General features: G+C 69.1%; 11 protein-coding genes and 1 riboswitch. Of the genes, 7 read left to right on the top strand and 4 right to left on the bottom strand.

The features are described 5' to 3' along the window. The first annotated feature begins 33 nt into the window (after positions 1-33). Both ACH4XV_RS12900 and ACH4XV_RS12895 read left to right on the top strand, forming a co-directional pair. Positions 34-1,323 carry an Ig-like domain-containing protein gene (locus ACH4XV_RS12900; RefSeq protein WP_395789125.1) on the top strand — a complete coding sequence of 430 codons (1,290 nt, stop codon included), beginning with the start codon at positions 34-36 and terminating at the stop codon, positions 1,321-1,323. A 265-nt stretch (positions 1,324-1,588) separates the two neighbouring features. Next, the gene (locus tag ACH4XV_RS12895) at positions 1,589-2,767 is read left to right on the top strand and encodes an Ig-like domain-containing protein (RefSeq protein ID WP_395789123.1); all 1,179 of its coding nucleotides are present in this window, start codon (positions 1,589-1,591) and stop codon (positions 2,765-2,767) included. Between the two features lie 207 nt (positions 2,768-2,974). Here ACH4XV_RS12895 and ACH4XV_RS12890 read toward each other — a convergent pair whose 3' ends face one another. From ACH4XV_RS12890 to ACH4XV_RS12875, 4 genes are read right to left on the bottom strand one after another with little or no spacing between them, the layout of a single operon-like run. Next, positions 2,975-4,618 carry a cytochrome bc complex cytochrome b subunit gene (locus tag ACH4XV_RS12890; protein WP_395789121.1) on the bottom strand — a complete coding sequence of 548 codons (1,644 nt, stop codon included), beginning with the start codon at positions 4,616-4,618 and terminating at the stop codon, positions 2,975-2,977. After that, positions 4,618-5,703 carry a Rieske 2Fe-2S domain-containing protein gene (locus ACH4XV_RS12885; RefSeq protein ID WP_395789119.1) on the bottom strand — a complete coding sequence of 362 codons (1,086 nt, stop codon included), beginning with the start codon at positions 5,701-5,703 and terminating at the stop codon, positions 4,618-4,620. The genes ACH4XV_RS12890 and ACH4XV_RS12885 overlap by 1 nt, the downstream gene beginning before the upstream one ends. Next, positions 5,700-6,500, bottom strand: a complete 801-nt coding sequence (locus ACH4XV_RS12880) for a c-type cytochrome (RefSeq protein WP_395789117.1) — start codon at positions 6,498-6,500, stop codon at positions 5,700-5,702. Before ACH4XV_RS12880 ends, ACH4XV_RS12885 begins: the two co-directional genes overlap by 4 nt. A 46-nt stretch (positions 6,501-6,546) precedes the next feature. After that, a complete protein-coding gene (locus ACH4XV_RS12875; protein WP_126638353.1) occupies positions 6,547-7,176 on the bottom strand; it encodes a heme-copper oxidase subunit III in 630 nt (209 codons plus the stop codon). A gap of 75 nt (positions 7,177-7,251) precedes the next feature. Here ACH4XV_RS12875 and ACH4XV_RS12870 point away from each other — a divergent pair, with 75 nt between their 5' ends. The 5 genes from ACH4XV_RS12870 (at position 7,252) to ACH4XV_RS12850 (ending at position 12,379) form a co-directional block, all read left to right on the top strand. Beyond that, the gene (locus tag ACH4XV_RS12870; protein ID WP_395789115.1) at positions 7,252-8,364 is read left to right on the top strand and encodes a cytochrome c oxidase assembly protein; all 1,113 of its coding nucleotides are present in this window, start codon (positions 7,252-7,254) and stop codon (positions 8,362-8,364) included. 9 nt (positions 8,365-8,373) lie between these two features. After that, positions 8,374-8,784, top strand: coding sequence for a ribonuclease E inhibitor RraB (locus ACH4XV_RS12865; protein WP_078977538.1), 411 nt, complete (start codon positions 8,374-8,376; stop codon positions 8,782-8,784). 127 nt (positions 8,785-8,911) lie between these two features. Further along, positions 8,912-9,325 carry a hypothetical protein gene (locus tag ACH4XV_RS12860; protein ID WP_395789113.1) on the top strand — a complete coding sequence of 138 codons (414 nt, stop codon included), beginning with the start codon at positions 8,912-8,914 and terminating at the stop codon, positions 9,323-9,325. An 85-nt stretch (positions 9,326-9,410) separates the two neighbouring features. Beyond that, positions 9,411-10,493, top strand: a complete 1,083-nt coding sequence (gene trpD, locus ACH4XV_RS12855) for an anthranilate phosphoribosyltransferase (protein WP_395789974.1) — start codon at positions 9,411-9,413, stop codon at positions 10,491-10,493. 152 nt (positions 10,494-10,645) lie between these two features. Continuing rightward, positions 10,646-10,762, top strand: a riboswitch (SAM riboswitch). A gap of 234 nt (positions 10,763-10,996) precedes the next feature. Beyond that, a complete protein-coding gene (locus ACH4XV_RS12850) occupies positions 10,997-12,379 on the top strand; it encodes an aminotransferase class V-fold PLP-dependent enzyme (protein ID WP_395789111.1) in 1,383 nt (460 codons plus the stop codon). The last annotated feature ends 284 nt before the right edge of the window (positions 12,380-12,663 follow it).

Raw genomic sequence — 12,663 nt, 5'->3', positions numbered from 1 at the left:
GCAAGGGAGTACCAGGACGAGGGAGGAACACGCGTGCCCCGGATACACGGAGCATCGCGCACGGGGGCAGCGGGCGGCGGCATACGCCTCTTCGCGGGACTCATGGTGGCGCCGCTCATATTCATCGCAGGCTGCTCGTCCGACGGCGGCAAGACCGAACCCGGCGGTTCCGGAGGTACTTCCGGCGGCACGGGGGGCGGTACGAACAAGAAGGTCGCGGCCGGTCCGGCGACCATCGCGATCACTCCCGCCGACGGCACCAAGAGCGTGGAGACCGACGGCGTCCTCAAGGTCGACGCGACCGGGGGCAAGCTCACGTCGGTGGTGGTGACCGACGCCAAGGGCAAGACCGTGGACGGGCAGATCAGCCCCGACGGCATCGGCTGGAAGCCGACCGCGCCGCTGGCCAACGGCGGGGCCTACACGGTGGCCGCCAAGGCCGCCAACGCGGACGGCGCCGAGGTCACCGCGCAGAGCAAGTTCAACACCAAGTCCGCCGACGACACCTTCGTGGCCGACTTCAACATCGACTCCGGCAGCACCTGGGGCGTCGGCGCCATCATCTCGCTGAAGTTCAACGCGCCGATCAAGGACAAGGCCGCGATCGAGCGCAACCTCAAGGTGGTCAGCGAGCCCGCGGTGCAGGGCTCGTGGTCCTGGCTCAAGGACCTCGACGGCAACGACCGGATCGACTACCGCCCGGAGAAGTACTGGGCGAGCGGTACGAAGGTCAACCTCAAGGCCAACCTGACCGGTGCCAAGGCGGCGCCGGGCGTCTACGGCAAGCAGACCAAGGACATCAAGTTCACCATCGGCCGCTCGCTGGTGGCGACCGCGGACCTGAAGTCCAAGCACATGTCGGTGAAGAAGGACGGCGCCGAGGTGGAGGACCTGCCGATCTCGGCCGGCGGGCCCAACTACCCGACCTGGGGCGGCACGATGGTCGTGCTCGACAAGGTCGACGGCATCACGATGGACTCCGAGACGGTCGGTCTCGGCGACGCCTACAACATGAAGAACGTGCGGCACGCGGTGCACCTGACCGCGTCCGGGACGTACGCGCACGGCGCGCCGTGGAACGAGGGCAAGTTCGGGCGCCAGAACGACAGCCACGGCTGCATCGGGCTCAGCGCCTCGAACGCGAAGACCTTCTTCGACCTGGTCGACCAGGGTGACCCGGTGGAGGTCGTGAACAGCACCGACAAGACCGTCAAGGCCGGCAACGGGCTCGGCGGCTGGAACGTGGACTGGGCGACGTGGGTAAAGGGCAGCGCGCTCGGCGGTGCCGGTTCGACGGGGGCTCCCGCCGCCCCGGCCGCGTAGGGCGCGGGACCCGAGGAAGAAGAGAACAGCGAACCGGGCCCGTGATCGGGCCCGACACGGTAGGGCGAACCGCCCGATCGCGCGATCCGACCGGTGGTCGGAATCGGGCGATCGGGCGGTTTGTCTGATTATCCGAATGAATTGGGATCATCCCGGCCACTCTCGATGCGGCAACCGCGCGTGCTCCGCGCTCGCCCCGCACGGCTGGAGGTCTTGCATGATGCGGAATGGAGCTGTTCGCCCCCGGTGGCTCTGCGCGGCCCTCGTGTCGACGCTTCCCCTGGTGTTCGTCGCCGGCTGCGGGACCTGGGACAAGCAGCGCGACGCCGACAAGCCCCGCCCCGACACGGGCGTCGCCCAGGTGGCGGTGGACGTGCGGCCGGATCGACCCGCGCAGCCGGGCCGGCCGATCGTGGTCAGCGTGCGCGACGGCCGGCTGTACGCGGTGAACCTGGTCGGCCCCGACGGCAAGGTGGTGCCCGGGGGCAACGCGCCCGGCGACGCGACCTGGTCCAACTCCGAGCCGCTGGGCTACGCCACCAGATACACGCTCACCGCGTCCGCGGTGGACGCCTTCGGGCACACCACGACGCGTACCGAGGACTTCACCACCATCGCCCGGGACGCCGAGTTGACGGTGGACACGGTGGCGCCGGACGCCGATTCGACGGTGGGCGTGGGCATGCCGATCACCGTCACGTTCCACGGGCCGGTCACCGATCCCGCGCAGCGCGCCGAGGTGGAGCGGCACCTGGAGGTGTCCACCTCCGCGCCGGTCGAGGGCGCCTGGGGCTGGGTGGACGACAAGACGGTGCGCTATCGGCCCAGGGCGTACTGGCCGGTCGGCACGAAGGTGGCGGTGCTCACCAGCCTGCTCGGCGTCGACTTCGGGCACGGCGTGTACGGCGGTCCCGGCGGACGGGTCGGCTTCGACGTCGGCGACTCGGTGATCGCCACGGTGGACTCCGGGGCGCACACGATGACGGTCAGGCGCAACGGCACCGACCTCAAGACCGTCCCGGTGACCACCGGCAAGCCGGGCTTCACCACCCGCTCCGGCACCAAGGTCGTGCTCGGCAAGGCGCCGCACGTGCTGATGGACGGCACCACGGTCGGCATCTCGGCGGACAGCAGCGACGGCTACCGGCTCGATGTGGAATGGGCCACCCGGGTGACCTGGAGCGGCGAGTTCGTGCACGCCGCGCCGTGGTCGGTGGGCTCACAGGGCAGCGACAACGTGAGCCACGGGTGTGTCGGGATGAGCACCGACAACGCCAAGTGGTTCTACGACCAGGTCAAGATCGGCGACGTGGTCACCGTGGTGAACACGGGCGATCCCAAGGCGATGGAGCCGATCGGCAACGGCTACGGCGAGTGGAACCTGGACTGGCCGGACTGGCTGGCCAGGAGCGTCGCGGGAGCGGGGACGACCCGGCCGCTGTGAGGCCGATGTCGGCGCCTTTGCCAGCGCCGTGACCTTCGTTCGGGGGCCGCGCCGACCCGCGGGGCGGCCGGGAAGGTCCCTGTACGGCCGGATGCGGGGCGAACGACGAAGGGCCCCACCGGGATTATCCCCGGTGGGGCCCTTCGTCGTTCCTGCGCGTCCTACGGGTCGTGCCGATGTGGCGTCAGCAGCCCGGCCCCGGGCGCGTCAGTGGTGACCGTGTCCGCTGGTCAGCTCCTTGTACTCCTCCGCCGTCGGCTTCTCGATCGGCTCGGCGAAGTACCAGTGCGACATCCGCGACCGCAGCTTGTCCGAACGCTTGACCTTGCGGGCCACGCCGTTCTCGTCCTCGGCCGGTTCCAACGCGTACGGCTTCGGCTGCTCGTGCGCGGTCAGGGTGTGCCGCGTCGCCGGGTCCAGCGGTTCGTGGATCTCGATGAACTCGCCGTGCGGGAGCTTCTTGATCACACCGGTCTCGCGACCGTGCAGGACCTTGTCCCGGTCCCGGCGCTGCAGACCCTTGCAGATCCGCACCGTGGCCAGGTAGGCGAGCACCGGGGCGACGAAGAAGGCGACCCGGCCGATCCAGGTGATCGAGTTGATCGACATGTGGAAGTGCGTCGCGATGATGTCGTTGCCACCGCAGACCCACAACACGCCGTAGCAGGTGATCCAGGCGACACCCAGACCGGTGCGCACCGGCATGTTGCGCGGGCGGTCCAGGAGGTGGTGCTCACGCTTGTCGCCGGTGATCCAGCCTTCGATCCACGGGTACATCGCCATGAACGTGAACAACACACCGGGCAGGATCAGGGACGGGATCAGCACGTTGAAGCTGAACGTGTGGCCCCAGATGTTCCACTCCCAGTTCGGCATCAGGCGCAGGGATCCCTCGAGGAATCCGATGTACCAGTCGGGCTGGGAGCCCGCCGTGATCTGTCCCGGGTTGTATGGACCGTAGGACCAGATCGGGTTGATCTGCACCAGGCCGCCGAGCGCGGCGGTGATGCCGAACACGATGAAGAAGAAGCCACCGGCCTTGGCCGCGTAGACCGGCAGCAGCGGCAGGCCCACGACGTTCTTCTCGGTCTTGCCCGGGCCGGGGAACTGGGTGTGCTTCTGGTAGAAGACCAGGATCAGGTGGACGGTCACCAGACCGACCATGATCGCCGGGATCAGCAGCACATGGATCGTGAACAGGCGCGGGACGATGTCCTCGCCCGGGAACTCGCCGCCGAACAGGAAGAACTGCACGTAGGTGCCGACCAGCGGGATCGCCAGGACGACGCCCTCGGCGATGCGCAGACCGGTACCGGAGAGCAGGTCGTCGGGCAGCGAGTAGCCGGTGAAGCCGTTGACCATGGCCAGCACGAGCAGCAGGAAGCCGAACAGCCAGTTTATTTCGCGCGGCTTGCGGAACGCCCCGGTGAAGAAGATCCGGAACATGTGCACGAACAGCGAGGACACGAAGATCAGCGCCGCCCAGTGGTGGATCTGACGCATCGCCAGACCACCGCGGATGTCGAAGCTGATGTCCAGCGTCGAGGCGTACGCCTGCGACATGTGGATGCCCTGCAGCGGCACGTAGGAGCCGTCGTAGACGACCTCCTGCATGCTCGGCTTGAAGAACAGCGTGAGGAACACACCGGTCAGCAGCAGCACGATGAAGCTGTACAGCGCCACTTCACCGAGCATGAAGGACCAGTGGTCCGGAAAGACCTTGCGCAGGTTCTTCTTGGCCGCGCCGTAGATGCCCAGCCGGCTGTCCAGCGCGTCGGCCGCGCGAACGGCCGCGTTGTCCGGGATCGGGGTGCTCTTGTTGGCCCCGCCCTTGGGTTGTTCGCTCGACATCAGCCACGCTCCCAGAAGCTCGCGCCGACCGGTTCGGCGAAGTCCTGCGACGCGGCGAGGTTACCCGCCTCGTTCACATGGATCTTCAACTGCGGCAGCGAGCGAGCGGCCGGGCCGAACACGACCTTGCCGTCGTCCGCCAGGTCGAAGGTGGACTGGTGGCACGGGCACAGCAGGTGGTGTGTCTGCTGCTCGTACAGGCCGATCGGGCAACCCACGTGGGTGCAGATCTTCGAGTACGCCACGATGCCCTCGTGGCCCCAGGCCAGTTCCTTCTTGGACTTGATGTCCTTCGGCTCCAACCGGACCAGCAGGACCGCGGACATGCCCGCCTTCTCCAGCCAGCCGTGCGAGAGCTCCTCCTTCTGACCGGCCGGGCCGTACTTCTCGACCAGACCCTCGGGAAGCGCCATGGTGAGCGAGCCCTTGACGATGTCGTCCGGCTTGATCGGCAGGCCGGTCGCCTCGTTGATCAGCTCCTTGCCCGGCTTCCATTCGGTGTGCCGGAGCTTGGTGCCCGGCAGCGGGCCGAGGTCGCGCAGCAGCACCACGCCGGACAGCGGCACCAGGGCCATCGCGCCGATCATCGTGCGCCGGATCAGCGGCCGACGGCCGATCACCGAGTCGGAGGCACCCTGGGTGAACTCGCGGATCGCGTACTCGCGCGTCTCCGGGTCCGAGGTGAACTCGTGGCGCTCCTGGACGATCTCCTCGTCCGTCATCAGCGTGCGCGCCCAGTGGATCGCGCCGGCGCCGATGCAGAACAGCGCGATGCCGAGGGTGCCGCCGAGGGCGGCGTTCTGGGCGCCGATCTTCCCGAAGAAGAAGATGTCGATGATGCGGTCTTTGTCGATGCCGACGTACGACCAGATGAAGCCGATCGTGGCCAGCATCGAGATCACGAAGAGGAACGCGACCTGACGCTCGGCGCGATTGGCCGCCTTCTCGTCGATGTCGGTACGGCGCGGCTCGTGGGCCGGCAGGCCGGGGTCGGCGAACGGGTCGCTTTCCGCCGGAACATGTGCCGAGGCGGGAACCTCGGGCAGGTGCTCTTCGGGCACTTCGGATTTGTCCTGGCTACTCATTTGGTCCTGGCCTTGGGGGTCCGGGCGGCAATCCAGATCGCACAGCCGATCAGCAGGCCGAGCGCGATGATCCAGCCGAAGAGGCCCTCGGAGACCGGGCCGAGGCGGCCGAGACCGAGACCGCCGGGGTTCGGCTCCTTGTGCGTCGTCTCACGCACGTAGGTGACGATGTCCTTCTTCTGCTGCTCGGGCATCGTGCTGTCCGGGAACGAAGGCATGTTCTGCGGGCCGGTGAGCATGGCCTCGTAGATGTGCTTCGGGTCCACGTTCTTCAGCGGCGGTGCGAACTTGCCCTGGGTCAGGGCGCCGCCCTCGCCGGAGAAGTTGTGGCACTGCGAGCAGTTCGTGCGGAACAGCTCGGCGCCGTTGACGATGTTGCCGTCGGGCGCGTACATGTTCGCCGTCGGGATCTTGGGCCCGACGCCGAGGGAGGCCACGTACGCGGAGAGCTGTTCGATCTGCGCCGGGGTGTAGACCTCGGGCTTGCGCGGTGCCTGGGCACCGGGCTGCTGGAGGGGCATCCGGCCGGTCGACACCTGGAAGTCGACGGCGGCAGCGCCGACGCCGATCAGGGAGGGGCCGTCCGAGGAGCCCTGGGCGTCGAGCCCGTGGCAGGTCGAACATCCGCTCAGGTAGAGCTTCTTGCCCGCTTCGACCGCGATGGAGGCAGAGTCGTCGGCCTCCGCCTTCTTGGCGGGCGCGAACGCGGCGTACAGCCCCCCCGTGGCCGCGAGCGCAAAAATGAGTACGACGATCGCCGCCAAGGGGTGGCGTCGCCGCGCGGAGAGCTTTTTCACGGATAACCCCGGTCCAATGTCGTCTGCGTAGTGAGTGTCGGGACGTCTACCTGATGACGTAGATCGTGAAGAACAGACCGATCCAGACCACGTCGACGAAGTGCCAGTAGTACGAGACGACGATTGCGGCCGTGGCCTGCTCGTGCGTGAACCGTCGGGCCGCGTAGGTGCGTCCGAGGACCAACAGGAAGGCGATCAGACCGCCCGTCACGTGCATGCCGTGGAAGCCGGTGGTCAGGTAGAAGACCGAACCGTAAGCCGACGACGAAAGAGTCGTGCCCTCCTTGACCAGCTCCGTGTACTCCATCACCTGACCGCCGACGAAGACGGCGCCCATGATGAAGGTGATGATGAACCACATGCGGAGCTTCTTGACGTCACCGCGTTCGGCCGCGAAGACGCCGAGCTGACAGGTGAGCGAGGACAACACGAGGATCGTCGTGTTGCCCGTCGAGAACGGGATGTTCAGCTCACTGGCATGCTCGCGCCAGGCGTCCGAGCCGGTGACCGACCGGATCGTGAAATACATCGCGAACAAGGCCGCGAAGAACATCAGCTCCGACGCCAACCAGACGATCGTGCCGATGCTGACCAAGTTGGGACGGTTGAGCGTCCCGTGTGTCCCGTGTGAGGGGGGCCCGGTTTCTAGTGAAGTTGCTGTCGCCACGGCGGCCATTATTGCGGTCGCCGGATCTGCCCACACTTCGGGGGGTAACCCTCGTTGAACGTGTCGGGGTTAGGCTCTGGTTCCGTGAGTGGCTCTGCAGGCGATGCCGGGATGTTCCTGGCACACGCGACCCCCGGGAACGTCCCGCCCGAACTGACCCCCATTCGGCTCCTGACCGGGTGGGTGTTCGAGCCGATCCCGATCCTGGTCGCGATGTTGTTCGGCGGGCTCTATCTGTACGGGGTGCACAAGCTCAGGGCCCGTGGGGACGCGTGGTCGCGGTGGCGCACCTTCTCGTTCCTGGGGTTGGGCCTCGGCACGTTCTTGATCGCGACCGAGTCGGCGCTGGCCGCCTACGACACCGTGTTGCTGAGCGTGCACATGGTGCAGCACATGGTGCTGGCGATGATCACGCCGATCTTCCTGGCGCTGGGCGCGCCGATCACCCTCGCGCTGCGTACCCTGCCGACCAAGTGGCGTAATCGGCTCAACGCCCTCCTGCACAGCAGATTCTCGAAGGTGGTCACCTTCCCGGCCTTCGCCGGCTTCGTCTTCGTGCTCAATCCGTTCGCGCTGTACTTCACGCCCTGGTACGAGCTGACGCTGCGGAACACCTTCATGCACGACATGAATCACGTGCACTTCGTGATCATCGGCTGCATGTGGTTCTGGCCACTGCTCGGGCTCGACCCGATGCCGCGCGCCAGCCATCCGATGCGGTTGCTCGCGGTCTTCGCGACGCTGCCGTTCCACGCCTGGCTGGGCATCGCGATCATGAGTTCGTCCACGGTGCTGGCCGGTGACTGGTACAACGACCTCGGTCGCGACTGGGGCGCGAGTCCGCTGTCCGACCAGGGCACCGCCGGCGGGATCCTGTGGGGCAGCGGCGACATCATCGGACTGCTCGTCTTCCTCGTGTTGTTCGTGCAGTGGGCCAAGGCGTCCGAGCGCGAGGCGGTGCGCGAGGACCGGCGCCTCGATCGACTCGAACTGATCGAGGCCGGGCGCAAGGCTCGCGAGGAGCGGTTGGCGCGTGAGGCGGCTGCGGGCGGCGAGGCCGCCGAGGGCGTCGGGGGCGTCGGAAAATCCGTCGCGAAGAGCACTCTTGCGGGTGACTCTGCCCGAACGGAGGACGGCGATTCGGCCGTCCGGGTGGCCCCCGGGGCCGAGCCGAGGTCGGCGGGCGCGGCCGAGTAGCGTCGCGGCATGATCCTCGAACGGTTCCTCCGCCGGCGGCGTGCCGAGCCGGTGCCCGCGCTCGTCGACGACGGCACGTTGGTCGTGGTCGGCTCCTGCTTCGATCCGGCGCGTGCCGACTCGGCGGTGGTCGCGGAGATGCGGGCGGCCGGAGTGGCCGTGGAGACCGGTCCGTTCGTGATGCGGCACCTGGTGACCCTGCCGGACCACGACGCGGTCGCGGAGGCGACCCGGATTTTGGCGGCGGACGGGTGGGCGGTCACGGTCGTGGCGGCCGACGAGCGGCCGCTGCGGGTGCGGATCGCGCGGCAGCAGGTGCTCACCGGCCTCGAACCGGCCCGCGAGCGCACCCGGATGGCGGGGCTGGCGCAGCGGTTGGGCGGGGACGCCGAGGGCTACGAGGTGCTGGCGCGCGGGTGAGTCGGGCGGACCCGGGTGGTCGGGCCGGGATCGGGGCGTGACGAGCCCCACATTTGGGCGGGGAAAAGCGCTAACATCCGGGGCGGATCCAAGTTGTCGTCCCGTACCCGGACTCAGGCAGGTGGACATGACGCGCGGCGAGACCATGACCGTCCTTGTGTACAGCGACGACCGCAACACCCGTCGGAAGGTCACCCTCGCGCTCGGGCGCAGGCCCGCCGTCGACGTGCCGTTCGTTGAATACCTGGAGTGCGCCACCGAGCCCGCCGTGATCGAGGCGATGGACAAGGGCGGCGTGGACCTCGTGATCCTGGACGGGGAGACCGCTCCCGCCGGCGGCATGGGCGTGTGCCGGCAGCTCAAGGACGAGATCTACAACTGCCCGCCCGTCCTCACCCTGGTCGGTCGCCCGCAGGACGCGTGGCTGGCCACCTGGTGCCGGGCCGACGCGGTGGTCGCGCATCCGCTGGACCCGCGCACGCTCGCCTCGGCGGCGGCCGACCTGATGCGCGGGCGCATCGCGGGACGTCAGCCGGCCTGACCGCATCGCGGATAACCGTCGGGTGTCGGTGGCCCCGGTCGGTACGCTGGCGCCGACTCATCCGATGACACTGCGGGAGCGGACCATGGGCGCCTCGGCCTCTACGTACCAGAGCGGCGGCAACCCGGCGGCCCGTTCCTGGCGCGACATCCTGGCCTCGCTCATGCGGGGTGACGACCTGCCGGCGGATGCCACGGCGTGGGCGATGGACCACATCATGACCGGCGAGGCCACGCCGGTGCAGGTGGCCGGGTTCGTGATCGCGCTGCGGGCCAAGGGCGAGACCGTGGACGAGGTCTCGGGTCTGGTGCGGGCGATGTACGAGCACGCGTCGACCATCGAGGTGCCCGGCCGCACGGTGGACATCGTCGGTACGGGCGGTGACCTCGCCCGCACGGTGAACATCTCGACCATGTCCGCGATCGTGGTCGCGGGTGCGGGGGAGACCGTGGTCAAGCACGGCAACCGGGCGGCGTCGTCCGCCAGCGGCGCGGCCGACGTGCTCGAAGCGCTCGGCGTGGTGCTGGATCTGACGCCGGAGCAGGTGGCCCGGACGGCCGGGGAGGCGGGCATCACCCTGTGCTTCGCGCAACGTTTCCACCCGTCGCTGCGGCACGCCGCGCAGGCGCGGCGCGAGCTGGGGGTGCCGACCACGTTCAACTTCCTGGGCCCGCTGACCAATCCGGCGCGGGTTCGGCACCACGCGATCGGGGTCGCGGATCTGCGGATGGCGCCGATCGTGGCCGGTGTGCTGGCCGATCGTGGGGCCAGCGCGCTGGTGTTCCGCGGTGACGACGGGTTGGACGAGTTGACCGTGACCACCACGTCCCAGGTGTGGATCGTGCGGGACGGCGACGTGCGCGAGGACCGGGTGGATCCGCGCGACCTGGGCATCGCGTTGAACGGGATCGAGACGCTGCGCGGCGGCGACGCGATGTTCAACGCGGGGGTGGCCCGGAAGCTGCTCGCGGGGGAGAAGGGCGCGGTGCGCGACGCGGTGTTGTTGAACTCGGCGGCGGCGCTGGCCGCGCTCGGTCCGGGAGACGGATCGTTGACGCAGCAGTTGGCGGCCGGGATCGAGCGGGCGGCGGAGGCGATCGACTCGGGGGCGGCGCAGGCGGCGCTCGATCGATGGGTGGGCGTGACGCGGTCGTTCGCGCGGGGGTAGTCGAAGGCGGATGTGTACGCCGGGTGGGCCGAGGGCGGCCTGCCCGGCGTCGTCGCGTTCGGGCTCCGTCGGGGCGTGGGGCGGTGTCCAGTATGTGGAAGCGATGGGGTGGTCGTTGCGCGCGGCGATTCCTGCGGTAATAATTCTGCGCAGGTCACGAGTGACAGTGGAAAGCCCCGGCTTGCTGTCCGGCAACCCTCGCTCCGCGGTGGGGTGCCCCGGGTGATGACACGGTCGGGCGTCGTCAGGCGTCCCGGCAAGCGCGGACCCCTGGTGTGGTGGCAGGCAATTGCCCCATGCGAACCGGGTCCTGTACCTGGGGAGCATGTGATGGCGTGAAATCTCTTTCTCGAAACGGGCTGATCGGCCCATTCCGTACGCGCTGAGTCGTCGCGCGTCGCTTTTCCGAGACCACATTTCATCCGGGGATCACTCTGCGCTGTTTTGATGTCGACTTCTCGACATTGCGTGGGGTTGGTTGCCGTCTGCCGAGGAGATTTGCCATGACCGCCGGTACCGCTTCCGTTGCCTTTGACTCCGACGTCGCCATTGCCGCCCCGTTGCCCGTGGTCGGGCGGGATGTGCTCGTTCCGCTGGTCACCGGGGGTGAGGTGGAGTACGCGGCGCTCGACTACGGGGCCAGCGCGCCGTGTCTGCAGCGGGTGTGGGACGACGTGGCCGGCTATCTGCCGTACTACGGCAGCGTGCATCGCGGCGCCGGCTACCTGTCGCAGTTGTCCACCGATCTGTACGAGCAGAGCCGGGCCACGGTCGCGGAGTTCCTCGGGCTGCGGGACGACGACACGCTGCTGTTCACCCGGGGCACCACCGACTCGCTGAACCTGCTCGCCTCGGTACTGCCGCGCGGCACCCGGGTGTTCGTGTTCGAGACCGAGCACCACGCGGCGCTGCTGCCGTGGCGTCGGCATGCCGGGGTGACCCAGTTGGCGGCGCCGTCCTCGCCGGCTCAGGCGGTCGCGGCGCTGGAGGCCGCGCTCGAAGGCTCCGGCGACGGGCCTCGGTTGGTGTGCGTGACCGGTGCCTCGAACGTGACCGGCGAGCTGTTCCCGGTGGCGGAACTGGCCGAGGTGGCGCACCGGTTCGGGGCGCGGATCGTGCTGGACGCGGCGCAACTGGCGCCGCACCACCCGGTGTCGGTCGCGGACCTGGACGTGGACTGGGTCGCGTTGTCGGCGCACAAGCTGTACGCGCCGTTCGGCTCGGGGGTGTTGGCGGGGCGCGGGGACTGGTTGGACGCGGCGGAGCCGTACCTGGCGGGTGGCGGGGCGAGCAAGGCGGTCTCGCGCGACCACGTCGAGTGGCAGAGCGGCGCGGCCCGGCACGAGGCGGGGTCGCCGAACGTGATCGGCGCCTACGCGTTGGCTTCCGCGTGCCGGGCGATCACCGAGGCGGGGCCGGCGGCGTTGGTCGCGCGCGAGGCGGCGTTGTTGGCGCGGTTGCGGGCGCGGTTGGCGGAGATTCCCCAGGTGCGGACGCTGGAGCTGTTCGGGCCCGAGTCGGCGCGGGTGGGCGTGCTCTCGTTCGTGGTCGAGGGGTGGAACAGCTCGCGGTTCGCGGCGGTGTTGTCGGCGGAGTACGGGATCGGGGTGCGGGACGGGCTGTTCTGCGCGCACCCGCTGGTGCGGCACCTGTTGGGCGGGCGGGCCGATCAGCCGACGGAGTGTGGGTCGCCGGACGCGCCGGAGGGGCAGCAGAACCTCAACGCGATCCGGGTCAGCTTCGGTGTGGGGACGCCCGTCGAGCACCTGGACCGCTTTGCGGCGGCGGTTCGGGAAGTGGTGGAGCGGGGGGCGCGGTGGAGCTACACGGTGGATGGGGGCCGGTGCGTTCCTGAGGCGGACCCGCGCGTGTTGCCTGCGGCGTGACGGGGGGTGGGCCGGTCGGGTCGCGTGCCTGGGCCTTGGACGGGGCGGGTCGTCCTCAAGCGCCGGACGGGCTGATTGGGGCCGGGTCGGGTTCTGGGCCGGGCTCCGGCCCGGGTGTCCTCAAGCGCCGGACGGGCTGGATGGGGTGGTTGTCTCCGGAGTTGGGTTGCGGTCCGCTTGTCCTCATGCGCCGGACGGGCTGATTGGGGCCGGGTCGGGTTCTGGGCCGGGCTCCGGCCCGGGTGTCCTCAAGCGCCCGACGGGCTGGATGGGGTGGTTGTCTC

The organism is Embleya sp. NPDC020630 (genome assembly GCF_044334985.1).
Taxonomy (GTDB): Bacteria; Actinomycetota; Actinomycetes; order Streptomycetales; family Streptomycetaceae; genus Embleya.
Note: the sequence above shows the minus strand (reverse complement) of the source record. Positions and strands in the feature narration are given on the sequence as shown.